Source organism: Kocuria sabuli, from assembly GCF_040981185.1.
Classification (GTDB): domain Bacteria; phylum Actinomycetota; class Actinomycetes; order Actinomycetales; family Micrococcaceae; genus Kocuria; species Kocuria sabuli.
On sequence record NZ_JAVHZE010000006.1, the window covers coordinates 1 to 22,391 of the forward strand.

Consider the following 22,391-nt stretch of genomic DNA (forward strand, 5'->3'; position numbering starts at 1 on the left):
CCCCCCGGGCGGGCACGGCAAACCCCCCCCCCCCCACCCCCCGGGGGGCGGCCGGGGGGGGGGGGGGAACGGCCGGGGGGGGGCCCCCCCCCCCCCCCCCCCCCCCCCCCGTGAGGTGCCCGCGGACCGCCCTGCGGCCGGGTGGCGCTGCCCGGGGTCGGCGGGGCGGTGCGCCGCGGGCCGGGCGGATGACCCGGACCGGTGGCGGGACGCGGGCGGGATGTCCCGCCCCGGTCAGCGCGTGGGCCGGGCCCCGCGGCCGCCGAGGCGGTGGGAGGTGTCCCCGGCCGCGGTGAGGCGGGCGCGCAGCTCCTTGGGCAGGGAGAACAGGACGTCCTCCTCGGCGGTGACGACCTGCTCGACCTCCCCGTAGCCGTAGTCCGCGAGCAGCCGCAGCACGTCCTGCACGAGCACCTCGGGCACGGAGGCCCCGCTGGTCACCCCGACCGTCGCGACGCCCTCGAACCACGCCTCGTCCACCTGGTTGGCGAAGTCCACGCGCTCGGCGCGGCGGGCGCCGTACTCGAGGGCGACCTCCTTGAGCCGCACGGAGTTGGAGGAGTTGGCGGAGCCCACGACGATCACGAGGTCGGCGTCCGGGGCGATCTTCTTGATCGCGGTCTGCCGGTTGGAGGTCGCGTAGCAGATGTCGTCGCTCGGCGGGTCCTGCAGGGAGGGGAAGCGCTCGCGCAGCCGCTGCACGGTCTCCAGGGTCTCGTCGACGCTGAGGGTGGTCTGGGACAGCCACACGACCTTGTCCGGGTCGCGGACCACGACCTGGTCGACCTCGTCGGGGCTGTTGACCACCTGGATGTGCTCGGGCGCCTCGCCGGAGGTGCCCTCGACCTCCTCGTGGCCCTCGTGGCCGATGAGGAGGATGTCGTAGTCGCTCTTCGCGAAGCGCACGGCCTCGCGGTGCACCTTGGTCACCAGCGGGCACGTGGCGTCGATGGTGCGCAGCTGCCGGTCCTCGGCGGAGCGCACGACCGCCGGGGAGACCCCGTGCGCCGAGAAGATGAGCAGCGAGCCCTCCGGGACCTCGTCGGTCTCGTCGACGAACACGGCGCCCTGCTCCTCGAGGGTGTTCACCACGTACTTGTTGTGCACGATCTCCTTGCGCACGTACACCGGGGCCCCGTAGTGCTCGAGGGCCTTCTCCACCGCGATCACCGCGCGGTCCACGCCGGCGCAGTAGCCGCGGGGGGACGCGAGGAGGACCTTCTTGGGCGCGCCGACGGGAGCGGCGGCGGCCACGTCGGCGGGCGAGCGCCGCTGACGGGGGACGGTGGGCATGGTGAGCGCAACGGTGGTCGGCATGGCCTCCATGCTACGCGGTGGGCCGGACACCGCGCCGTGATCCGCCCGACACCAGGATCGCCCCGACAAGGCCGACGACGCCCGTGATCCCGGCGATCCAGGCCGCGGTGACCATCTGCTCGCCGAGGGAGCCGGTGAGCAGGACGAGCACCCGGTCGGCGGCGAGGCGCACCACCGGGTCCGGGCCGAGCACGCCGGAGGCCCGCCGGACGCCCTCCTCCACGGTCAGCCACACGACGCCCAGGCCGGCGAGCGTGCCCAGCCCCAGCACGGCGAGCGTGGCGAAGCGGTGCCGGGTCACCAGCAGCGCGAGCGCCGCCAGCAAGGCGGCGGCCCAGGTGAGGGGCACGGCGAGCTCGGTCAGCCGGGTCCCCGCCTCGATCAGGCGCCCGGTGTTCGAGCCGGGGACGGTGACCCGGCCCTCCCGGTCCGCGAGGCCGATGTCCACGCCCAGGGACCGCTGCACGGCCGCGTCCACCTCCTGGAGGACCGGTCCGATGTCCAGCACGAGGTGCTTCGGCGGCGTGTCCACCGCGCCGTCCACGGGGACGTTGGCCTCGTGCGTCCGGGTGAGCGCCTGTGTCCACGCCCGCTGGTACGCGGGCTCGGAGGTGAGGTCCACCGCGACGTCCGCGGCCCGGCGGACGGCGTTCTCCAGCATCCGGTCGAGGAACCCGACGCCGGTGGCCTGCTCCCCCATGATCCGGTCGGCCGCCTGCTCCACGGCGGTGCGGGCCAGCTCCTCCTGGAACGGCTCGTCCTGCGCGAGGGTGCCCACCACCTGGGTGAAGCCCTCCCGGGAGACGAGCGTGTCCTGCGCCCAGTGCAGCGGCACGAGCACCGCCACGAGGGCCGCGGCGGTCAGGCCCAGGACCGCGCCGAGACCGGTGCGCAGGACGGTGGCGGCCCGTCGTCGGGAACGGTGTCCGGGGGCGGGGGGTGCTGAAGGGCTCACAGCACCACTGTACGCACGGGCGGAGCGCGTGCACGGCTGTCCGCACCGGGTGGTAAGCATGGGACATGACCTACCTCGAGCCCCAGGGGGACGCGCCCCCGGGCGGTGGACGCGAACTGCCCGCGCGGGCGGACCGGACCACCCCGGAGAACCCCTGGCCGCTGCGGATGCTCTCGGAGAACCTGCACGCCTACATCGCCCGCTGCGCCCCCACGTGGGTCGAGGGGCAGATCATCGAGCTCAACCGGCGCGCCCGCGTCACCTACGTCACCCTGCGCGACGTCGACGCCGAGATCTCCGTGCCCGTGACCCTGTTCGCCAACGAGACCGCGCACCTGGACCGCCCCCTCGAGCAGGGCATGCGGGTGGTCGCCCAGCTCAAGCCCGACTTCTGGGCCAAGACCGGCCGGCTGTCCATGCTGGGCCGCGGCATCCGGCCGGTCGGCCTCGGGGACCTCCTCGAACGGCTCGAGCTGCTGCGGCGGGCCCTGGCCGAGGAGGGGCTGTTCGACGCCGAGCGCAAGAAGCCGCTGCCGCTGCTGCCCCGCCGGGTCGGCCTGGTCACGGGGCGCAACTCGGACGCCGAGAAGGACGTCGTCCGCAACGCGTCGCTGCGCTGGCCGGCCGTGCACTTCGAGGTGCGGGAGGTCGCCGTGCAGGGCGCCGGCGCGGTGCGCGCGGTGACCCAGGCGCTGCACGAGCTCGACGGCATGCCCGAGGTGGACGTCATCGTGATCGCCCGCGGGGGCGGGTCCTTCGAGGACCTGCTGGCCTTCAGCGACGAGTCCCTGATCCGCGCCGTGGCCGCCGCGCGGACCCCGGTGGTGAGCGCCATCGGGCACGAGAACGACCAGCCCCTGCTGGACTGGGTGGCGGACCTGCGGGCGTCCACCCCCACGGACGCCGGCAAGCGGATCGTCCCCGACGTCGTCGAGGAGCGCGCCGGGGTGGCGCGGGCCCGGGTGACCCTGGACCGCGCTGTGCGCGCCTTCCTGGACCGGGAGGCCACCGGGCTGGCGGCCGTGCGCTCCCGCCCCGCCCTCGCCCAGCCGGAGAACACGATCCTGCTGCGCGAGGAGGACGTGGACCGGTGGCGCACCCGGGCGCTGGCGGCCGTGGACGCCCGCACGCTCCGGGAGCGCGACGCCGTGCGCCACCTGCGCGCGCGCGTCCGCGCCCTGTCCCCGCAGGAGACGCTGCAGCGCGGCTACTCCGTGGTCCTGGACGCCTCGGGGGCCGTGGTCACCGACGCCGCCGCCGTGCGCGCCGGGGACCTGCTGGGCGTGCGCCTGGCCGCGGGCGAGCTCGGCGTCCGCACCGAGACCGTCTCCGCCCGCCGCCCGGGCGAGCGGGCCGGCGACGCCTGACGGGCGCGCCCCCGCCGCCCGGAGGAGCACGGTCCTCCGCCGTCGCAGGGGGCACGGGACCCGCAGGAGGTGGGAGGATGGGCCGTGTCCCGGACCGGACGAGCTCCTCCGCCGACACCGCACGCACACCTCCCGCCGCAGAAAGGCCGCACCCATGGCGAGCACCGACCACCCCGCAGCAGCGCCCGACCTGTCCGACATCGCGGGCATGGGCTACGAGCAGGCCCGCGAGGAGCTCGTGCAGGTGGTCTCCCGGCTCGAGGCCGGGGGCACCTCCCTCGAGGAGTCCCTCGCCCTGTGGGAGCGCGGCGAGGCCCTGGCCGCGCGCTGCGAGCAGTGGCTGGACGGCGCCCGCGAGCGCCTCGACGCCGCCCGGGCCCGCCGCGCGGACGCCGAGGGCGACGACGCCGGGCGCGACTGAGCCGGTCCTGCCCGGCCGGGGTGCTCAGAGCGCGGCGAGCCGCCGGCGCATCTCCCTGACGTCGTACTGGGGGTCCGGCCAGTCCTGGTGCAGGCCCGCGAGGGCGGAGATCAGCAGCTCCTGGACCACGGCCCGGGCGTACCACTTCCGGTCGGTGGGCACCACGTACCAGGGGGCGTGGTCGGCGTCGGTGGCGTCGATCGCGCGCTCGTAGGCGGCCATGTAGACGTCCCACCGGCTGCGGGCGGTGAGGTCCGAAGGGTCGAACTTCCACTGCTTCGTCCGGTCGCCCAGGCGGGCCATCAGGTTCTGGCGCTGCTCGTCCCGGCCCAGGTGCAGGAAGACCTTGATGACGATCGTGCCGTCCTCCGCCAGTTCCTGCTCGAACTCCCGGATCTCGGCGTAGCGCCGCTCGAGCTGACGGTCCTCGAGCATGTCGTGCACCACGGGCACGAGCACGTCCTCGTAGTGGGAGCGGTCGAAGGCCCCGATCACGCCCGGGCGCGGCAGCTGGCGCCGGACACGCTCGAGGAAGTGCTGGGCCGCCTCCTCGGGGGTGGGCCGGCCGAAGCCGTGGGTGTGCACGCCGTGCGGGCTGAGCCCGCCGAGGACGTGCTGGATGACCCCGCCCTTGCCCGAGGTGTCCATGCCCTGGAGCACCAGCAGCACCCGGTGCCGGGCCCCCGCCGTGGCGCCGGCGTAGATCAGCCGCTGGAGCTCGGACAGCTCGCTCTCGCGGGCGGCGCGCAGGGCGGTGCCCAGCTTCTTGGACCCGGAGAAACCCGGGGTGGAGCCGGTGTCCACCCGGGCGAGGGCCAGTCCCGGCCGGGCGCGCAGCAGCGGCCGCACGTCCTGCTCGAAGCCGGTGCCGGGCTTGCGGTCGACAGCGCTCATACGGGGCCTCCTGGGGTGCGGGCCGCGGGGCGGCCGGCGGTCACTGGCGGTAGCTGCCGAGGAACTCCTCGATCCGGTCCAGGGCGGTCGCGAGCACCTCCGTCGACGGCAGGAACACCAGGCGGAAGTGCTCCGGGGTGTTCATGTTGAAGGCGCTGCCGTGGCTGACGAGGATCTTCTGCTCCTTGAGCAGGTCCAGGGCGAACTTCTCGTCGTCGACGATGTTGAACTTCTCCACGTCGAGCTTCGGGAACAGGTAGAGCGCCCCGTCGGCCTGCCGGCAGGACACGCCGTCGATCTCGTTGAGCCTCCGGTGGGCGAGGTCGCGCTGGGCCTTGAGCCGCCCGCCCGGGAGGATGAGGTCGTTGATCGACTGGTAGCCGCCCAGGGCGGTCTGGATCGCGTGCTGGGCCGGGACGTTGGCGCACATCCGCATGTTGGCCAGCAGCTTCAGGCCCTCCAGGTAGGACTCGGCCTTCCAGTTGGGGCCGGTGATCGCCAGCCACCCGGAGCGGTAGCCGGCCACCCGGTAGGCCTTGGACAGCCCGGAGAACGTCAGGCACAGCACGTCCTCACCGGTGAAGGTCGCGAGGTTGATCATCTCCGCGGCGTCGTAGGTGATCTTCTCGTAGATCTCGTCGGCGAACAGGATCAGCTCGTGCTCCTTGGCGAGGTCCGCGATGCGCTGGAGCACCTCCCGGGAGTACACCGCGCCCGTGGGGTTGTTGGGGTTGATCACCACGATCCCGCGGGTGCGCGGGGTGATCTTCGCCGCGAGGTCCTCGAGGTCGGGGTTCCAGTCGTCGTCCTCGTCGCAGCGGTAGTGCACGGCGGTCCCGCCGGAGAGCGTCGTCGCCCCCGTCCACAGCGGGTAGTCCGGGGCGGGGACGAGGATCTCGTCGCCCGGGTTGCACAGCGCCTGCAGGGCCATGCTGATCAGCTCGGAGACGCCGTTGCCCAGGTAGACGTCGTCGACGTCCAGGTTCATGATCCCCCGGGTCTGGTAGTACTGCACCACCGCCGTGCGCGCCGAGAAGATCCCGCGGGAGTCCGAGTAGCCCTGCGCGGTCGGCAGATTCTTGATCATGTCCACGAGGATCGCGTCGGGTGCCTCGAAGCCGAACGGCGCGGGGTTGCCGATGTTGAGCTTGAGGATCCGGTGACCCTCCGCCTCCATGTGCTCGGCCTGCTCGAGCACGGGACCCCGGACGTCGTAGCGGACGTTCTTCAGCTTCTCGGACTGCTTCACCACTGACATGCGGTACACCCTACCCCCGGGCGAACCGCCTCCCGCGGCGGCGCTCAGGTGTCGTCGCCGCCCTCCAGCCAGTACCGCGCGGCCTCCTCCGGGGTGTACGGGTCGCGGGCGGTGGTCATCCGGGTCATCAGCACGAGGTCGTCGGTGTCGATCTGCGCCGAGACCTCCTCCACGACCTGCACGGCCGCGTCCGGCAGCTTCCGGTCCCCCACCGGGACCACGCGCTGGGGGACGAAGTTGTTGAGCGGGTCCGCGAGGACCACCAGGGCGTTGTCCTCGATCGCGGGCGATGCCGTGAACAGGGCCGCCGCCTGGACCCGGTCCCCGAGGAGGGCGTCCACGAGCTCGTCCTGCTCGGCGAACGGCACGAAGCTCCGCGGCACGCACTCGTAGGCGTCCTTCAGCCCCTCCGGGCCGTAGGAGCGGCCCGCGAAGTCGAGGCCGGTGCCGAGGGCGATCTCGTCGCACACGGGCCCCAGGTCCTCCAGGTCCGACAGCCCGTGCTCCACGGCGGTCGCGCGGGTGACCACGACCGCCACCGTGTTCTCCGCCGGCGCCGGCTCGAGGACCCGCAGCCCCTCGGGCAGGACCTCGCGCACACCGGCGAGCACGTCGTCGTCGTCCGCTCTCTCCTCCCCCAGGCCCAGCAGCTCGGAGAGGTCCTCGGCGAGCCCGCGCTCCTCCGGGGTGGGCGTGGGGCTCGGCGTGGCGATTCCCGTGGAGGCGGCCCCGGCCGGCCCCACCGGTGCCCGTCCGCGCAGGTGCAGGTAGAGGTTGCCGGAGTAGTCGGCCACGAGCTCGACGTCGCCGCGCTCCAGGGCCGCGAGGTAGTCCGCGCGGCCGGCGCCCGCGTCGACCACGCCGGCGTCGAAGCCGGCCTCCCGCAGCCGCCCGGCGTAGACGTGGGCGAGCACGGCCGTCTGCCCGGTCGGTCCCGCCGCGATCCGGATCGGCTCCGCGGGGACGGACGGCGTCGCGCTCGGCGAGGGCGTCGCCGGGGCCTCCGGGGCGCCGGCGCACCCGGTCAGCACGGCGAGGGCGAGCAGGCCGGACGCCGCGCGGCGACGGCTCACCACCTGCCACCGGCCGCCGGGAGGCCCGCGGGGAGGAGACCGGCCAGGTCCAGGCCCACCGTCACCAGGCTCAGCAGCGGCAGCTGCGGCACCGCGTCCAGCGGGAACCAGCGCGCCTCGTCCGAGGAGCCGTCCAGCTCCGCGGTGAGCGTCCCGCCCGTGACGTGCGCACGGTAGATGACCCGCAGCGCGTGGAAGGGCCGGCCGTGCCCGTCCAGTCGCTCCTCGGGGTCCATGTGGCGGCTGTGCACGCCGAGCAGCTCGTCGAGCTCCACGGTGAGGCCCGTCTCCTCGGTGACCTCCCGGCGGGCGGTCTGCGCCGGCTGCTCCCCGATCTCCATGCCCCCGCCGGGCAGGCTCCACGCCCCCCGCAGCGTGGGGTGGCGGGGGTTCCAGTGGCTCAGCAGCACCGCCCCGTCCTGGACGATGACGGCGTAGGCGCCCACCCGGGTGTCCATGGGGAAACTCATGTCCCCCATTCTAGGAAGACCGGGCACGGGTCGGGGACCGCCGCGCTCAGGGCTCCTCGCGTCGGCGCCGGGCGGCGTCGGACAGTCCCCGGCGGTTGCGCAGCACCCGCTTGACCACCCACCAGACGACGAGCGCGGCGACCGTGACGAGCACGACCCGGGAGAAGATGCCGGCGTACCGCTCGGCGAGGTGCCAGTTCTCCCCCAGGTAGTACCCGGCGAGCACGAACACGGTGTTCCAGATGAGCGAGCCCGCCGTGCTCAGCAGCACGAAGGCCGGGAAGGACATCCGCTCGACGCCGGCCGGGATCGAGATCAGGGACCGGAAGATCGGGATCATCCGACCGAAGAACACCGCCGCCCTGCCGTGGCGCTGGAACCACGCCTCGGTGCGGTCCAGGTCGTGCAGGTCCACCAGCGGCATCCGCTCGACGATCACCCGCAGCCGCCGCCGGCCCAGGGCCGCACCGATCCAGTACAGGGCGGTCGCCCCGAGCACCGCCCCCAGGGTGGTCCAGAAGATCGCCCCGGCCAGGGAGAAGTTGCCCTGGCTGGCCGTGAACCCGGCCAGCGGCAGGATCACCTCCGAGGGCAGCGGCGGGAAGAGGTTCTCCAGGGCCACCAGCAGCCCGGCGCCCGGGGCGCCGATGGCCTCCATCACCCGCACCGCCCAGTCGGCGACACCGCCCAGCCCCTCGGCCGCGCCGGTGGTGGTGGCGGGGTCCGGGACGGCGTGCAGCACCGCGGCGAGGGGGGCCGGCTCGGGGGCGGCGGACTGGACGGGGCTCGGTGCGGTCATGGGTCCTCGCTGCTGGACGGGGGCGGGGCGCGCGGTGGGCCCCGCCGGATCGGGCACCATTGTGCCCGATGCCTCCCCGGGACGGCCGGGAGCAGCACGGGCCGGGCGGAGCGTTCGCTACGCTTCCCCCATGCTCTTCCCCATGTCGTCCCCCGCCCTCGACCTGAGCTGGCAGTTCTGGTTGGACAAGCCCCTGCGGGTCCTGGTCGTCCTGCTCGGGGCGACCGTCCTCTCCGCCGTGGCCCGGCTGCTCATCCGCCGCGTCTCCGGCGGCATCGCCCGGGGCACCCGCTCCCGGATCGTCCGCCGGCTCGACCGGGGCAGGCCCCGGTGGGTCGAGGACGCCGGGCTCGCCGGTGCCCGGCAGGCGCAGCGGGCCACGACCATCGGCTCGGTGCTCTCCTCCGTGGGCACGGTGCTCATCTGGGCGGTCGCGCTGCTGATGATCCTCTCGGAGCTGGAGTACGACATCGGCCCCGTCCTGGCCAGCGCCGGGATCGCCGGCGTGGCCCTGAGCTTCGGGGCGCAGTCCCTCGTCAAGGACTACCTGTCCGGGATCTTCATCGTCGCCGAGGACCAGCTCGGGATCGGCGACGTCGTCGACCTCGGCGAGGCGAGCGGAACGGTCGAGGCCGTGGGACTGCGGGTGACCCAGGTCCGGGACGTCAACGGCACCCTGTGGCACGTGCGCAACGGCGAGATCCTGCGCGTGGGCAACCAGTCCCAGGGCTGGGCCCGCTGCGTGCTGGACCTGCCGGTGCCCTACGACACGAACATCGAGCTGATGACCGAGCTCATCCTGCACGAGGCCGCCCTGCTGCGCGACGACCCCAAGGTGGGCGAGTTCATCACCGAGGACCCGGAGGTGTGGGGTGTCGAGGCCGTGACCGGCGAGTCGGTCACCGTGCGGGTCGCCGTCCGCACCGTGCCCCTCAAGCAGTGGGACGTGGCCCGGGCGCTGCGGCTGCGGATGAAGATCATGCTCGACCGCGAGGGCCTGCAGGTGCCCCTGCTGAACCAGACGGTGATCCGCCAGGCCGGGACGGGGCCCGCCCCCGGAGCACCCGAGACGGGCCAGGTCCGGGCCGTCCGGCGCGGTGTGCCAGGATCGGACGCATGAGCATCGTCAAGATCAACGCCATCACCGTTCCCGCCGACTCCGGCGACGAGCTGGGCCGGCGCTTCGCCGCCCACGGCGGGTCCATGGCCGGTGTCGCCGGCTTCGAGGGCTTCGAGCTGCTCCGGCCCACCGACGGGCGCACGCAGTGGCTCGTGCTCACCCGCTGGGCCGACGAGCAGTCCTTCGAGGCGTGGAAGTCCTCCCAGGACTTCGCCCGGTCCCACGGCCGCGGCCCCGGGCGCGGTGCCGGGGCGGAGGCCTCCGGGCGGCCGACCCCGGTGGGGACCTCCTCGGAGCTGTGGTCCTACACGGTGGCCGTCGAGCAGCAGTAGGGCGCGGGCCCGGTCAGCGCCGTCCCCGCCCGCCGGAGCGCCGCCCGCCCTTGGCTCCCCCTCGGGCCCCGCCCCGGCCGCCCGCGGCTCCGCCGCGCACCGGGCCGCGCCGGGTCCGCTGCGGGGTCCGGGCACCGCCCCGGGGCGACGACGCCTTCGCCCCCTTCGCGCCGGCGGCCGCGCGCTCCTCCGGGGCCGGCGCGGCCCCCGCTCCGCTGCCGCGGGAGCTGTTGAGGCCGCGCCCCCGCACGACGCCCACGAAGTCCTGCACGAGCTCCTCCTGCTCCTCCGGCAGGTCCTGCGGCCACACCAGCAGCACGGGGACCGTGGCGGCGTCGGGCACCACCCGGTGGACGAGGTCCTTGCGGTGGTGCAGCCGCGCCAGCGACATCGGCACCACCACCAGGCCGAGCCCCGCGGCGACGAGCTCGATCGCGTCGCGGGCGTGGCGGATCGGCGGCAGCGGGGCGTCCGCGGCGCTCGCCCCCGGGGCGCGCAGCCGGTCCCGCTCGGGCAGGGTCGAGGGCTCCTGCAGCAGCACCTCGTCCACGAGCTCGGCGACCGGGACCTCGTCGAGCAGGGTCAGTTCGTGGTCCCGGGGCAGCACGACCACCTGCTGCTCCGCGTAGAGCTCCACGGCCCGGAAGCTCCGGCGCAGGGCGGCGAGGTCGTCGACGTCGGGCCGGGGGTGGGGCGGCAGCCGCACGAAGCACGCGTGCGCGCTCCCCTCGCCGAGCTCCTCCCGCCACGTCTCCGCCTCGAGCGGGCGCTCGGCGAGGACGCGGCCGGGATTGCGGTCCCGCCACCGGAAGAACCACTTGCCGGGCATCACCCCGGGGACGAAGGCGACGACGAGGTCGGCCGCCGTCCCGGTCTCATCGGCTGCGGGGTCCTGGGGTCCGGGCGCTTCGTCCATGGCCGCCAATCTACCCACTGCCGGGCCGGCCACCGGACCACCGCCGGGCGCATCCCCCGGCACGCCCGTGTCCCGGGATGCGAAACCGGCGCGAGCTGTATAGGATGGAACGGTTGCTCCGGGGCTATAGCTCAGTTGGTAGAGCGTTTCGTTCGCAATGAAAAGGTCAGGGGTTCGATTCCCCTTAGCTCCACCCCGAAAGAGGGCCCTCACCCGGCAGACCGCCGAGTGGGGGCCCTTTGCTTCTCCGGTTTCACCGGTCCCACCCCACGCCCACCCCACGTTCTTGTTCTCGGTGGCCCCCGCGAACCGCTCCGGCACAGCAGCGGGAGCCGGTGCCATGGCCGCCCGCTCGACGCAGTGGAGGCCCGTCGCCGAGGGTGCCGAGCCGTTGACCAAGCTGCACCGGCAGGTATGGCTCGACATGGTGGGCGAGCTCATGGTGCACGCTCAGGAGACCGTGACGACATGACAGAGGCGCCCCACCATCTCTCGGGCGGGGCGCCCCCGTCGCACCATGGGTGCGTGACTAGACGAGATCGGGGTGGAGTTCGGGCGCTTCCCCCCGGAGGCGCCGTTCAACCCTGACATCGAGCCCCCCGGCTCGACTGGTCTAACCGATAGTCAAGGTATCCAGCCACGAGTTGAGTGACCTAACGCACCATCTCACACTCTGGACACGAGGCATCCGGCCTCGTGGAGCACCCCGACTGCCGGCAGGCAGGCGGGGTGCTCACGTACCCAGGATGGCGATCCGGTACCTCCCCCGAGGGCGGGGATGGCTCGACCGTACTGAGGACGGCTGAACGGCAGTTGAACAGAGGCGAGGCGCCGAGCCGGTCCTCCTCCTGCGGACAGCGCCCTGCGCCCCAGCTCCCCATGTGTGCCCCCGCTCAGGCGAGGTCCTCCCGCAGCTGGGAGAGCAGCACCCCGACGACGTCCGCGCCGCCCTCCGTCCCGGTGCGCAACCGGACCACCTCCGCGCCGTGCAGGGCACCCACCGCGTAGCGGTCCTCCCCCGAACGGGCGAGGGCCGTCGCCGTGGCCGCGAGCCACCCCTCGACCACCGAGGCGTCCATGATCAGGCCCAGGGCGTCCTGGTAGTCCTCCGCGTCCTGGGCGGCCCGGCGCAGGGACTTCCCGGGGCGGAACCCGGCCCGGTCCAGCACGGCGTCGACGTAGCGCACGCGCTTGACCGCCTTGCGGACGTCGTGCAGGTGCTCGAGCCGCTGCTCTCCGCCCGTCTCCCCGGCATCCTCCGCCGCGGCTCCGCGCTCCGCCACGCGGACGACCTTCCGCAGCGCCCGGAGCACCAGGGCGTCGGAGACCTCCCGTGCCGAGAGCTCCGCGCACTCCTCGGTCAGCGGCGGGGTCGCCGCGAACGCCCGCACGTCCGCCAGCAGTTGCAGGTGCCCCTTGGCCGCCACGTGCTTGTGCACCGTGCCGGCCGCCCTGCGGGCCTGGTCCTCGGCGGTGCGCTGCAGGACCTCCGCCGCTGCCGGGCCCACCCGGCCGTCGAGCTCCGCCACGCGCCCGGCCAGCAGCTGCGCGGTGACCTCCGCGTCCCGCGCCGAGGACAGCGCCCGGGCGAGCTCCCGCAGCCGGGCGTCGAGCTCGTCCGCGGCGTCCCCCTCGAAGAAGGGGGACGCGACCCGCAGGACGCTGCGCAGGGACCGCGAGGTCACCCGCATCTGGTGGACGGCGTCCGGGGCGTCCAGGCGGACCTTGAAGTCCCACAGCACCAGCTGCTCGGCGAGTTCCTCCAGCACCGTCCGCAGGACCTCCGGACCCGTGCCCTTCGCCTTGCGGCCGGGGTTCTTGCCCGACTTCTTCGCGGACTTCTTCTCGGCCCGCCGGCCGGACTTCTTCTCCGCCTTGTCGTTGGACTTCTTGCCCGACTTCTTCTCCGTCTTCGGTGCGGACTTCTTGCCCGACTTCTTCTCCGCCTGCCGGCCGGACGTCTTCTCCGTCCGTTCGCCGCGCTCCTCCTCCGGCGCCGTCGTCCCGTCCGTTTCCGCACCGGGTTCGGCCCCCGCCGGGCCGGCGCCGTCCTCGGCGCCGAGGGCACGGGCGATCTTCGCCCGGGAGCTCGAGGGCCGGCCGCCCACCGCGAAGATGGCGGACTCGACCGCGTCGAAGATCTCCCGCTGCTGCTCCTCGGGGACCGTGCCGTCGAGGAGCTCGACCTCCCACTCGGACCAGGACCGGGCCGTGCCGGTGCGCTCGTCGACGGCCTCGACGACGTCGGCGGCGAACTCCGCGACCTCGGTCCCGCCCTCGTCGCTGACCGTGCGGACCCGCCGGACGGTGCGCAGGGTGGCGATCGGGCGCAGCTGCTGCCCGCCGCTGAGCCCGGCCAGCAGGTTCCGCACGGCCGCGGGCATCCGGTCCGGGGTCCGCAGCAGCGGGACCTGCCACTCCTGCCGGCCGGTGGGCTCGTGGAACTTCACGTGCCATCCGTCGTCGGCACCGCCCCGGCGGCGGCGCAGCGCGACGAGCCGGCGGCCCAGCGACATGTCCTCGGTGTCGTAGTAGACCGCCTCCATGCGGTGCTCCACCGGCTCCGCGGAGACCGTGTACCCCGGCAGCCCGCTCCAGTCGACGCGCTCCTCGGCCCCCTCGGGCACCTCGTACTTGCGCTCGACCTCACGGTGGGCGACGGCGGTCATGGTTCCTCCTCGGTCGGGGCGTCCGGCAGCCGGTTGTTGCCGTGATGATACCGGGGACGGAGCCCGCCGCCCGTGGAACGGCTCCGCCGCACGGTTCCGTCGGGGACCGTGCGGCGGAGCAGGAGGACGCCGGCGGAGTGCGCTCAGGCGCGGCGGCGCTTGAGGACGTCGTCGAGGTCGAGGGCGGCCCGGCCCCGCTCCTCGCCCGTGCGCACCGCGTCCTTGAGGCTGCCGGAGCGGGAGGCCGGCTGCTCGGGCACCGGCAGCGGCTCCGGGGCGGGGCGCTGGACCACGGGGGCGTCGGCGTAGGTCGGCCGCGGCACGGGCACCGGCTCCCACGTGCGGCCGGCCGCACCGGCGGACTCCCGGGCCACGCGCAGCGCCTCGGCGCGCAGCTCCTCCACGGTGAACGCGGCGGGCGCCCGGGGTTGCTCGTGCGCGGCCGGGAGGTCGAGCTCCTGGGCGGCCACGCCCGGCCGCTCCCGGACCTCGTCGACCTCCTCGGCGGCGACGTCCTCGGTGACGACGTCCTCGTTGTCGAACAGGGCCACGTCCTCCCGCGGGGCGTGCGGGTCCACGGCCGGGACGCGGACCGGGCGCGAGCTGCGCCGGGCGGCCCGGTCCTGGACGGCCAGGTAGCGCAGGGCGAGCACGGAGCCCACGGCGAGCAGCAGGAGGAACACGGGCCACGGCCAGCTCACGGCGGCCGAGAAGGGCGCGACGACGGCCGTGAGCAGTGCGGCCACGAGCGCGGCGCAGCCGGCGAGGAGGATGCCGGCGCGGTCCCGCTTGATGCGCAGCGTCCCGGGGCGGCGGGCGGCGCTGCTGCCGGAGGACGGGGAGTCGGTGTCGGTGGTCGCCATGGTGATCCTTCGTCGGCGGGACTCGGGTGAGGGCGCCTCGATCCGGAGGGAGTGCTCCGCCGGGGCGGGGTCCGCACCGGCCTGGTCGGTCCCGGTGCTCTCGACCTGCGTCTCGCGGCGGCGCTGCAGGTGCGGCACGACCCAGAACAGGGAGAGGGCGCACACCACGACCAGCACGGCCGAGCTGCTCACCCAGATCATGGTCGCGGTCCTGCCTCTGTGGTCGCTCGGACGAGCGGACGTGGGCCGCCGGCGCGCGGGCGCCGGCGGGTCCGGGCCCGGGCTCGGGCCGTGAGCCACAGCCTACTACCGTGAGGCGCCGGGGGTGGGTGTCCCTGTGGACGCGGCAGGTCCGGTCACTGCCACACGGCCGGGCGGTCCGAACCGGTGAACCGCCGCACCAGACCCCCGGGGGCCTCGGGCGCGGTGAGGGCGAAGCTGCGGTGGTCCGTCCAGCGGCCGTCGATGTGCAGGAAGTCCTTGCGCAGGCCCTCGTCCCGGAACCCGAGCTTCTCGACCACCCGCAGGGACTTGGTGTTCTCCGGGCGGATGTTGATCTCCATCCGGTGCAGACCGAGTCCCTCGAAGCAGTAGTCGGTGGCCATGGCCACCGCCATGGGCGTCACGCCGCGCCCCGCCTGCTCCCGGTCCACCCAGTAGCCCAGGCTCGCGGACAGGGACGACCCCCACGAGATCCCGGAGACGGTCAGCTGGCCGATGAGGCCGAACCGCTCCGTCCCCGGGACCCGCTCCGTGATCACGAACGGCAGCGCCGTGCCCTGCCGCGCCTGCTGGTCGAGGGCGCGCACGAACTGCCAGAAGGTGGGCGCCGTCCCGCCGGGGGCGGGGTTCGTCGCCTCCCAGGGGTCCAGCCACTCCCGGTTGCGGGCGCGCACGAGGTCCCACTCCCGGCGGTCCGCCCGCACGAGGGGGCGCAGCCGCAGCTCGCCCCAGGAGACGGTCACGGGCCAGCGGAACTGCCCGGGCACGGGGTGACGGCCTCTCAGCCGACCGGCAGGGACCGGGTGTAGTCCTTGAGCCACTCCCGCAGCTCCGGACCGAGGTCCTCCCGCTCCGAGGCCAGGATGATGTTGGCCTTGAGGTAGCTGAGCTTGTCGCCGGTGTCGTAGCGGCGGCCCTTGAAGACCACCCCGTACACTCCGCCGCCCTCGCCGTCGCGCCCGGCGAGGGTCTGCAGCGCGTCGGTGAGCTGGATCTCGTTGCCGCGGCCCGGAGCGGTGTTCTCCAGGACCTCGAACACGTCCGAGTGCAGCACGTAGCGGCCGATGACCGCCAGGTTGGACGGGGCGTCGGCCGGGGCCGGCTTCTCCACCATCCCGTTGACCCGCACGAACTCCTCGCCCTCCACGACGGTGACGTCGGCGCAGCCGTAGGAGCTGATCTGCTCCGGCTCCACCTCCATCAGCGCCACCACCGAACCACCGGTGCGCTCCTGGACGGCAATCATCTGCGTGAGCAGGTCGTCGCGGGCGTCGATGAGGTCGTCGCCCAGCAGCACCGCGAACGGCTCCTCGCCCACGTGGATCTTGGCCCGCAGCACCGCGTGCCCCAGTCCCTTGGGGTCGGCCTGGCGCAGGTAGTGGATCTCGCCCAGCTCCGAGGCGTGCTCGACCTCGCGCAGCAGCGCGGTCTTGCCCGACTCCTGGAGCTGGTGCTCCAGGGCCGGCACGCGGTCGAAGTGGTCCTCCAGGGCCCGCTTGGAGCGGCCGGTGATCATCAGCACGTCCTGCAGGCCGGCGTCCACCGCCTCCTGCACCACGTACTGGATGGCCGGTCGGTCCACGACCGGCAACATCTCCTTGGGCATGGCCTTCGTCGCGGGCAGGAACCGGGTGCCGAGCCCGGCGGCGGGAATGACGGCCTTCCGGACCGTGCGGGGGCTGCTGTTTCCACTCATGGGCACAGGCTAACGGATCGACTGCCCGCGCCGGTTGATCCCCACGCCACCCACGGCTAACCTCGCACCACCGGCCCCGGGCGGGCCGGTCCATCCGGGGCGCCGCCCCCGGCCGAGCACCGGACAGGAGCGGAACACGACGATGACCGACCCGGGGACCACCGCGGACGCGAAGGCCCGCCTGCGCCGCGAGCTGCGCGCCGACCGCACCCGGCGGGCGCGCGCCGTGCGGGAGCACGCCGCCGTCGGCCTCGACCGGCACCTCGCGGAGCTGCTCGCCGGCAGCGCCCACCTCGACATCGCCGCGTACCTGCCGATGCCCACCGAGCCGCCCCTGGAGCCGGCCCTGGTCACGGCGCACCGGCGCGGGCACCGGATCTGGGTGCCCGTGTGCGAACCCGGCCGCCGGCTCGCGTGGGCGCGCTGGACCCCGGACACCCCCGTGCGCACCGGAGGCTTCGGCGGTCTGCGCGAACCCGTGGGCGCCCGCCACGGGGCCGAGGTGATGCGGTCCGTGGGCGTGCTGCTGGTGCCCGCGCTCGCGGTCTCGCACGACGGCGGGCGGCTGGGCTTCGGCGGCGGGTTCTACGACCGGTTCCTGGCCACCCTGCCCCGCACGGCCCACCCGGAGCTGCGCACGGTGGTCTGCGTGTTCGCCGACGAGGTCCTCCCCGCCGGGGCCGTCCCCGTCGACGAGCTCGACGCCCCCGTGGCGCTGGCCCTCACCGAGGACGGGCCCGTGAGCCTCGGCACCCGCACCGGTGCGGGCGCCGCCGCACGGTAGAATCAGCACTCGACACCTTCGAGTGCCAGAGAGCGCACCCGTCGACCGTTCCCAGGAGGACCCATGCCCGTCTACGCCTACGCCTGCAAGGACTGCGGCCACGCGTTCGACATCCGCCAGTCGTTCAGCGAGAACGCCCTGACCGTGTGCCCGGAGTGCGCCGGGGACCTGCGCAAGAAGTTCAACACGGTGGGCGTGGTGTTCAAGGGCTCCGGCTTCTACCGCAACGACTCCCGCTCCGACAGCACGAGCTCGGGCACCTCGTCCGGCACCGCCCCGGCCGCTGCGCCGGCCACGGCCGACGCCGCTCCGGCGACCGCCGGGGCCTCCTCGTCCGGTGCCTCCTCGTCCTCCTCCGGGACGGGTGCCGCGGACGCCTGAGCCGCCGCGCCACCCCGGCGTCCGCACTCCACCGCACCCTCGGAGGCGTCCGGGCTCCCCGCTCCTCCCCGGGCCACCGCCGCGCCGGCCGTCCGCGCCCTAGCGTGCCGGCCATGAGCCCACGACCGCGGCCCGTCCGGCGCCGCTACCCGCTGTCCCTGCACCTGCGCTCCGCGCTGTCCCGGCGCCGACGCTTCGCCGCCGCCGTCCTCCTCAGCCTCGCGCTGGGCCTGGCGGTCCTGCAGCTCGGTCCGCCGCGGGCCGGCACCGTGCCGGTGGTGACCACGGCCGAGGCCCTGCCCGCGGGCACGGTGCTGGGCCTCGAGCAGCTGACCGTCACGTCCTATCCGCCCGGGCTGGCCCCCGAGGGCGCCGTCGCCGACCCGGCCGCCCTGGCCGGGCGCACCCTCGCGGGCGCCGTGGGCTCCGGGCAGCCGCTGACCGAGTCGGCCGTCGTCGGGCCGGGCCTGCTCACCGGCCGGCCCGCGGGAACGACCGCGGTCACCCTGCGCATCGACGACCCCGGTGTGCTGCGGCACGTGCGGGCGGGGGACCACGTGGACGTCGTGGGCCTCTCCGACGGCGCCTCCTCGGACGAGCGGCACGTCCTGGGCCGCGCCCTGCCCGTCCTGTGGGTCTCCTCCCCCGGGCCGGGGGCGGAGGGCGGCCTGCTCGCCGCGCCGCCCGGCGCGGCGGACGAGGGGCTGCTGGTGGTCGGGGCTCGGCACGCGGACGCCGCGCGGCTGGCCGGGGCCGGGCCCAGCACCGTGGTGCTCGTCCCCGCGCCCGTCAGTCCCAGTGCGGGGGCCGCTGGGCCCTGAGCCACTCCTCGTGCGCGCGGTCCGCGGAGCGGTCCGGCTCCTCCGTCCCGGACGCGGGTCCGCCGAGTCCGGACAGGCGCGGTTCAGCCCCGGAGAACGTGCCGCCGGTGGCCCGCCGGGGTCCTCGCCGCCGGGCGGGCCGGTCCTCGGGAGGCTCCGGCGGCGTCCGGTCCTGCGGCTCACCCGGCACGGGAGCCCCGCTCCGGAGCGGTGGGCAGGCCGAGGTAGCGCCGGATCAGCTCGGCCACCGTGTCCGGGTCGGTGAAGACCTCGATCGTCCACAGCGTGAGGTAGTTCCAGCCGGTGCGCTCGAGCTGCTGCGGCCGCAGCCGCGAGCGCTCCCGCACGGACAGCGCCGCGGCCTCGGCCGAGCCGTCGGACTGGCCGGCCACCGGGATGCGCAGCGTCCCGCCCTCGGCGCGGAGCCGGCCGTCGAGCACGGCACCGGCCGACATCGACTCCGTGTCGGCCCAGGCCACGAGGTCGACCACTCCGGCGTAGTCGAGCCGCACCGAGGCCCCGCGGTCCGTGAGCCGCCGGGCGAGGTCCACGACCAGGGCGTCCTCGTGGGCGTCGCAGGCGCCGGTCTCGGGCCGGGCCCCGGCGCCCAGGTGCACGGCGAGCACGCGGGCGAAGTCCCGGGCGCCGTGCTGGAGCCCCTTGCCCTCCACCTCGTCCGGGTGCAAGGAGGTCACGATCCGGGTGGTGTGCCGGGCCCGGGTCATGGCCAGCACGAAGGACTGCCGCCCGTGCCGCTCGGACAGGGCCCCCAGGTACGGCACGGTGCGGCCGTTGGCCGTCTTGCCGAAGCCCAGGGAGAAAATCACGGTGTCCCGCACGATCCCGGCGGCCCGGTGCAGGTCCACCACCCGGAAGGACTCCGGCCCGGGGGCGAAGAACGCCGCACCGCCCGGCTCCTCCCGCATCCGCCGCCGGACGGCCTCGGCGATCCGGGTGGCGTGCACCGGGCTGGCCGTCACCACGGCCAGGGAGCGGCGCGGGTGGCGCGCCGCGTGCTCGAACACGAGCTCCACGACGCGGCGGACCTCGGCGGCGGGGGCCTGGATGCCCTCGATCCCCGCGGTGAGGGCTCCCACGCCGTCGGGGACGTACTCGACGGAGAGCACCGGGGTGGCCCCGGTGACGGACTCGCCGTGGGGCAGGCGCCGGAGCCGCCCGCCGTAGAACTGCTCGTTCAAGTAGCGGAAGACCTGCTCGTCCATCGACCGGTAGACCGTCCGCAGCGTCCGCTCCGGCACCACGCGGGAGAGGGCGTCGAAGGCGCTGTCCACCTCGACCACCGGTTGCGCCCCCGGGGCGGGCACCGCGGTGGGCGCCACGGTGAAGGGCTGGGGGCGGCCCAGGTGCGGGTCGCCGAACGCGATCACCTGGCGGCACCGGGTCAGCGCCGGCAGCACCGCCGCGAGCGGGGAGCTCTCGGCGTCGAGCACCACCACGGCGTCGAAGTCGTGCTCCTCGGGCAGCGCCGCCGAGAGCACGAGCGGACTGGCCGTCCACACGGGCACCAGCGAGCCGATCAGCTCGCCGGCGGAGGCACTGACCTCCTCGAGCGGGGCGGCGCCGGCGCGGAGCATCCGGCGCAGGGCGGCCCCGGCGCGCGGGGACCGGCGCACGGTGCGCTGCCAGCGGTCGGCGAGCTCCCAGAGCAGCCGGTCGGCGCCGGAGGCGACGTGCGCCGCGTCGGCGCGCCGGAACGTGGACTCGGCATTGCGCAGAGTGTGCCCCTCGGGCATCGCCAGGAAGTCGTCCCCGGTGATCATGGCCTCGAGCGTGGACTGCCACCAGGCCAGGTCGAACTCGCCGGGCACCTGCTCGCGGGCCACGGTGCGCCGCACGAGGTCGTCCAGGAGCTCGCCGAGGCCCTGGCCGCGCAGCTCGTCCAGCAGGACGGTGCGCTCGGGCAGCATCTCGAGGTTCTCCTCGTCGTTGATGAGCCCGTCGAGGATCCCGCGCAGGTGCTCGATCGGCCGGCCGAGCAGGTCCGCGCCGGCCGGGGAGCCCTCGAGCGCGATCGCCAGGCCCTCGAGGTCCTCCACGAAGCGCGCGTGCACGGCCGCGAGCTCCTCGACCCGCTCCGAGACCGTGGGGGACACCGACGACGTGGCCCACTCCCGCCACCGCTCCCGCTCCGACTGCACCCGCACGAGGGCGCTGTGCAGGTCGGACAGGTGCACCCCGTGCCGGATGTACTCCTTCGCGGCCTTGCGCAGCCGCGAGCGCTGCAGGCCGGTCATCTCGATCCCGTGCTCGCGCCGCCACGCGGCGCCCGCGGTCGCGGCGACCAGGTCCGTCACGGGCCGGTCGTAGATGTCCGGGGTGAACCGGGTGAGGGAGTCCTGGACCTCCTGCAGCAGGCGCAGCTGCCGTCCCCACTCCGGGACGGTCGTGCCGCCGCGCAGCCCGCTGGTGGCCAGGACGTGGCGCATCCCGGTCTCCAGGGTGGTCAGCTCGAGCAGGAGGGACTGCGCGAGACGGTGGGCCTGGCGGGACTCGTCCTCGTTGACCAGCCGGGCCCCGCTCCAGGGCCCGGCCAGGATCCCGGCGTCGAAGGCCCCGAGCTCGGCGGCCCGCTCGAGCCGGGCCACGACGGCGTCCCGGTCCGCGACGGCGTCGAGGACGGAGCGCGGGAAGCGCACGGGCGTGGCCGGGGCCGGGCGGCGGGAGGTCAGCTCCGCGAGGGCCTGCACGGCCCGGTACGGGGAGACGGACCAGCGCGGGCGCACGGTGTGCAGGGAGCGCACGTGCTCGGCGAGCCGGTCGCGGCAGGCGCGCAGCGTCCCGTGCAGCTCGGCGAGGTCCGGGCGCTCGGTCCGCTCGTTGCGGGCGACCGCGCGGATGAGCTGCTGGGCGACGTCCGCGTCGCTGAGCTGGGAGGAGAGCGGGAGCACCGCGGTGCCCAGCCCGAGCCCGTCCATGCGCCGGCCGAACGCGGCGAGCGTGGTGCGCCGCTCCCCCAGCACCAGGACGGTGCGGCCGGCGGCCACGAGGGTGCCCACCGTGTTCACCGCGGTGTCGAGCTGCCCGGTGCCGGGCGCCGCGGTGACCACGAAGGAGTGCCCCTGCGCCGCGAGGTCCAGGACCTCCTGCTGGGGGCCGTCGGCGTCGAGCAGCAGGAGCTCGTCGGCGGGGTCGCGCTCGTCCAGCGGGGGCGCGTCGTGGGAGATCTCCTCGACCTGGGGGACCCGCCCCACCGCGGCGGCCTTGAGCCGGGCGAGGTCCCGCACCACCGCGGTGCGCGCCACGACCGATAGGTCCGCGGGACGGTCGTGCAGGTCCGCGAAGGTGGACACGAGCAGCCTGTGCTCGACGTGCATGCCGGGGACCGCCCCGGCCACGCTGCGCAGGGTCTCCAGGGCCGGGGCGGGGTCCAGCCGGCGGGTGCCGTAGGCGAGCCGGGCGAGCTCCCCCGAGGTGAGGTCCACCCCGTGGTCGGCGGCCAGTCTGCGGACCATCGCGGGGTTGAGCCGGGCGGGCCCCACGAGCTGGAGCTCGAAGTCGTCGAGGTCGGGGCGCGGCTTGAGCGTCAGCGGGGCGAGCAGCACCGGGGCGATCCAGCGCCGCTGGCCCGAGCCGGTCGGGTCGGCCCCGCGGGGCCGGGCCAGCCAGGAGGCGGTGCCGGCCGCGAGGTAGGCGGCGTCGAGACCGTGGTTGACCGACAGCTCGTGGATCTTGGTGCGCAGGGCCCGCGCCGCCCGCGCGGCCAGCCCGTAGGCCTGGGGGTCGTGCACGATCGTGGACAGGCGGGTGGGCCGGCCCATGAGCAGCTGGGCCTGGCCCGAGGAGTTCGCCTCGGTGAGGTCGATGCACACGTTGTCGACCTGGTTGAAGTCCAGCAGCGTGTCCGGCCCGGTGTAGGCGTCCATCTGGCGGGTCCAGGGCTGCAGCGAGACGCGCTCGGGCTGCGCCCGGGGGGTGTCCGACGTCCGGGGGGTGCGGTCGGATCCGATCGACATGGTTCTCCTCCTGTGCCTCGGCGGGGGGTTGCCGGGCACGCACGGGTCGGGCGGTCCGT

Annotated in this window: 21 protein-coding genes and 1 tRNA gene; 9 read left to right on the forward strand and 13 right to left on the reverse strand. The window is 74.9% G+C overall.

Features of this window, described 5'->3' with window-relative positions:
• Positions 1-234: 234 nt before the first annotated feature.
• The gene (locus RE027_RS07800) at positions 235-1,317 is read right to left on the reverse strand and encodes a 4-hydroxy-3-methylbut-2-enyl diphosphate reductase (RefSeq protein WP_368807691.1); all 1,083 of its coding nucleotides are present in this window, start codon (positions 1,315-1,317) and stop codon (positions 235-237) included.
• A 10-nt stretch (positions 1,318-1,327) separates the two neighbouring features.
• Positions 1,328-2,272 carry a hypothetical protein gene (locus tag RE027_RS07805; protein ID WP_368807692.1) on the reverse strand — a complete coding sequence of 315 codons (945 nt, stop codon included), beginning with the start codon at positions 2,270-2,272 and terminating at the stop codon, positions 1,328-1,330.
• A gap of 65 nt (positions 2,273-2,337) precedes the next feature.
• Between RE027_RS07805 and xseA the strand changes: the two genes are divergently transcribed.
• Positions 2,338-3,639, forward strand: a complete 1,302-nt coding sequence (gene xseA / locus RE027_RS07810) for an exodeoxyribonuclease VII large subunit (protein ID WP_368807693.1) — start codon at positions 2,338-2,340, stop codon at positions 3,637-3,639.
• Positions 3,640-3,793: 154 nt separating this feature from the next.
• Positions 3,794-4,060 carry an exodeoxyribonuclease VII small subunit gene (locus RE027_RS07815; protein WP_368807694.1) on the forward strand — a complete coding sequence of 89 codons (267 nt, stop codon included), beginning with the start codon at positions 3,794-3,796 and terminating at the stop codon, positions 4,058-4,060.
• Between the two features lie 24 nt (positions 4,061-4,084).
• On the opposite strand, the gene RE027_RS07820 is transcribed toward RE027_RS07815, so the two are convergent.
• The 5 genes from RE027_RS07820 to RE027_RS07840 are packed head-to-tail and all read right to left on the reverse strand — an operon-like array spanning position 4,085 to position 8,554.
• Positions 4,085-4,954 (reverse strand): PPK2 family polyphosphate kinase, encoded by an 870-nt coding sequence (locus tag RE027_RS07820; protein WP_368807695.1) that lies wholly within the window; start codon positions 4,952-4,954, stop codon positions 4,085-4,087.
• A gap of 40 nt (positions 4,955-4,994) precedes the next feature.
• Entirely contained in the window at positions 4,995-6,212 is a 1,218-nt protein-coding gene (locus tag RE027_RS07825; RefSeq protein ID WP_368807696.1) for a pyridoxal phosphate-dependent aminotransferase, read from the reverse strand.
• A 44-nt stretch (positions 6,213-6,256) separates the two neighbouring features.
• Positions 6,257-7,285: a glycine betaine ABC transporter substrate-binding protein gene (locus RE027_RS07830; RefSeq protein WP_368807697.1), complete on the reverse strand. Its 1,029-nt coding sequence runs from the start codon at positions 7,283-7,285 to the stop codon at positions 6,257-6,259.
• Positions 7,282-7,755, reverse strand: a complete 474-nt coding sequence (locus tag RE027_RS07835) for an NUDIX hydrolase (RefSeq protein ID WP_368807698.1) — start codon at positions 7,753-7,755, stop codon at positions 7,282-7,284. Before RE027_RS07835 ends, RE027_RS07830 begins: the two co-directional genes overlap by 4 nt.
• 46 nt (positions 7,756-7,801) lie before the next feature.
• Entirely contained in the window at positions 7,802-8,554 is a 753-nt protein-coding gene (locus RE027_RS07840) for a DedA family protein (RefSeq protein WP_368807699.1), read from the reverse strand.
• Between the two features lie 130 nt (positions 8,555-8,684).
• Between RE027_RS07840 and RE027_RS07845 the strand changes: the two genes are divergently transcribed.
• Both RE027_RS07845 and RE027_RS07850 read left to right on the forward strand, forming a co-directional pair.
• Positions 8,685-9,674, forward strand: coding sequence for a mechanosensitive ion channel family protein (locus RE027_RS07845; RefSeq protein WP_368807700.1), 990 nt, complete (start codon positions 8,685-8,687; stop codon positions 9,672-9,674).
• The gene (locus tag RE027_RS07850; protein WP_368807701.1) at positions 9,671-10,006 is read left to right on the forward strand and encodes an antibiotic biosynthesis monooxygenase family protein; all 336 of its coding nucleotides are present in this window, start codon (positions 9,671-9,673) and stop codon (positions 10,004-10,006) included. The genes RE027_RS07845 and RE027_RS07850 overlap by 4 nt, the downstream gene beginning before the upstream one ends.
• Before the next feature lie 13 nt (positions 10,007-10,019).
• On the opposite strand, the gene RE027_RS07855 is transcribed toward RE027_RS07850, so the two are convergent.
• Entirely contained in the window at positions 10,020-10,922 is a 903-nt protein-coding gene (locus RE027_RS07855) for a LysR family transcriptional regulator substrate-binding protein (RefSeq protein ID WP_368807702.1), read from the reverse strand.
• A gap of 120 nt (positions 10,923-11,042) precedes the next feature.
• Here RE027_RS07855 and RE027_RS07860 point away from each other — a divergent pair.
• A tRNA-Ala gene (locus RE027_RS07860) sits at positions 11,043-11,115 on the forward strand.
• Positions 11,116-11,208: 93 nt separating this feature from the next.
• A complete protein-coding gene (locus tag RE027_RS07865) occupies positions 11,209-11,394 on the forward strand; it encodes a hypothetical protein (protein ID WP_368807703.1) in 186 nt (61 codons plus the stop codon).
• Positions 11,395-11,815: 421 nt separating this feature from the next.
• Here RE027_RS07865 and RE027_RS07870 read toward each other — a convergent pair whose 3' ends face one another.
• From RE027_RS07870 to galU, 4 genes are all read right to left on the reverse strand, one after another.
• On the reverse strand, positions 11,816-13,591 hold the full coding sequence (locus RE027_RS07870; RefSeq protein ID WP_368807704.1) for a CHAD domain-containing protein: 1,776 nt from the start codon (positions 13,589-13,591) through the stop codon (positions 11,816-11,818).
• A 143-nt stretch (positions 13,592-13,734) separates the two neighbouring features.
• Positions 13,735-14,655, reverse strand: a complete 921-nt coding sequence (locus RE027_RS07875) for a hypothetical protein (RefSeq protein ID WP_368807705.1) — start codon at positions 14,653-14,655, stop codon at positions 13,735-13,737.
• 155 nt (positions 14,656-14,810) lie between these two features.
• The gene (locus tag RE027_RS07880; RefSeq protein WP_368807706.1) at positions 14,811-15,443 is read right to left on the reverse strand and encodes a GNAT family N-acetyltransferase; all 633 of its coding nucleotides are present in this window, start codon (positions 15,441-15,443) and stop codon (positions 14,811-14,813) included.
• Positions 15,444-15,457: 14 nt separating this feature from the next.
• Positions 15,458-16,372 carry a UTP--glucose-1-phosphate uridylyltransferase GalU gene (gene galU / locus RE027_RS07885; RefSeq protein ID WP_368807707.1) on the reverse strand — a complete coding sequence of 305 codons (915 nt, stop codon included), beginning with the start codon at positions 16,370-16,372 and terminating at the stop codon, positions 15,458-15,460.
• 142 nt (positions 16,373-16,514) lie between these two features.
• Between galU and RE027_RS07890 the strand changes: the two genes are divergently transcribed.
• The 3 genes from RE027_RS07890 to RE027_RS07900 all read left to right on the forward strand — a co-directional run bounded on the left by RE027_RS07890 (position 16,515) and on the right by RE027_RS07900 (position 18,358).
• Complete coding sequence (locus RE027_RS07890) at positions 16,515-17,156, forward strand: 5-formyltetrahydrofolate cyclo-ligase (protein ID WP_368807708.1); 642 nt, start codon at positions 16,515-16,517, stop codon at positions 17,154-17,156.
• 63 nt (positions 17,157-17,219) lie between these two features.
• Positions 17,220-17,537: an FmdB family zinc ribbon protein gene (locus RE027_RS07895; RefSeq protein ID WP_368807709.1), complete on the forward strand. Its 318-nt coding sequence runs from the start codon at positions 17,220-17,222 to the stop codon at positions 17,535-17,537.
• A 113-nt stretch (positions 17,538-17,650) separates the two neighbouring features.
• The gene (locus RE027_RS07900; protein ID WP_368807710.1) at positions 17,651-18,358 is read left to right on the forward strand and encodes an SAF domain-containing protein; all 708 of its coding nucleotides are present in this window, start codon (positions 17,651-17,653) and stop codon (positions 18,356-18,358) included.
• A 179-nt stretch (positions 18,359-18,537) separates the two neighbouring features.
• Here the strand turns inward: RE027_RS07900 and RE027_RS07905 are convergent, their stop codons facing one another.
• Positions 18,538-22,332 carry a hypothetical protein gene (locus RE027_RS07905; protein WP_368807711.1) on the reverse strand — a complete coding sequence of 1,265 codons (3,795 nt, stop codon included), beginning with the start codon at positions 22,330-22,332 and terminating at the stop codon, positions 18,538-18,540.
• Positions 22,333-22,391 lie beyond the last annotated feature (59 nt).

Coding starts and splice junctions, on each gene's coding strand:
- RE027_RS07800 (WP_368807691.1), bottom strand. CDS start 1,317: ATGCCGACCACCGTTGCGCTCACCATGCCCACCGTCCCCCGTCAGCGG.
- xseA (WP_368807693.1), top strand. CDS start 2,338: ATGACCTACCTCGAGCCCCAGGGGGACGCGCCCCCGGGCGGTGGACGC.
- RE027_RS07815 (WP_368807694.1), top strand. CDS start 3,794: ATGGCGAGCACCGACCACCCCGCAGCAGCGCCCGACCTGTCCGACATC.
- RE027_RS07820 (WP_368807695.1), bottom strand. CDS start 4,954: ATGAGCGCTGTCGACCGCAAGCCCGGCACCGGCTTCGAGCAGGACGTG.
- RE027_RS07825 (WP_368807696.1), bottom strand. CDS start 6,212: ATGTCAGTGGTGAAGCAGTCCGAGAAGCTGAAGAACGTCCGCTACGAC.
- RE027_RS07835 (WP_368807698.1), bottom strand. CDS start 7,755: ATGAGTTTCCCCATGGACACCCGGGTGGGCGCCTACGCCGTCATCGTC.
- RE027_RS07840 (WP_368807699.1), bottom strand. CDS start 8,554: ATGACCGCACCGAGCCCCGTCCAGTCCGCCGCCCCCGAGCCGGCCCCC.
- RE027_RS07845 (WP_368807700.1), top strand. CDS start 8,685: ATGCTCTTCCCCATGTCGTCCCCCGCCCTCGACCTGAGCTGGCAGTTC.
- RE027_RS07850 (WP_368807701.1), top strand. CDS start 9,671: ATGAGCATCGTCAAGATCAACGCCATCACCGTTCCCGCCGACTCCGGC.
- RE027_RS07855 (WP_368807702.1), bottom strand. CDS start 10,922: ATGGACGAAGCGCCCGGACCCCAGGACCCCGCAGCCGATGAGACCGGG.
- RE027_RS07870 (WP_368807704.1), bottom strand. CDS start 13,591: ATGACCGCCGTCGCCCACCGTGAGGTCGAGCGCAAGTACGAGGTGCCC.
- RE027_RS07875 (WP_368807705.1), bottom strand. CDS start 14,655: ATGATCTGGGTGAGCAGCTCGGCCGTGCTGGTCGTGGTGTGCGCCCTC.
- galU (WP_368807707.1), bottom strand. CDS start 16,372: ATGAGTGGAAACAGCAGCCCCCGCACGGTCCGGAAGGCCGTCATTCCC.
- RE027_RS07890 (WP_368807708.1), top strand. CDS start 16,515: ATGACCGACCCGGGGACCACCGCGGACGCGAAGGCCCGCCTGCGCCGC.
- RE027_RS07895 (WP_368807709.1), top strand. CDS start 17,220: ATGCCCGTCTACGCCTACGCCTGCAAGGACTGCGGCCACGCGTTCGAC.
- RE027_RS07900 (WP_368807710.1), top strand. CDS start 17,651: ATGAGCCCACGACCGCGGCCCGTCCGGCGCCGCTACCCGCTGTCCCTG.
- RE027_RS07905 (WP_368807711.1), bottom strand. CDS start 22,332: ATGTCGATCGGATCCGACCGCACCCCCCGGACGTCGGACACCCCCCGG.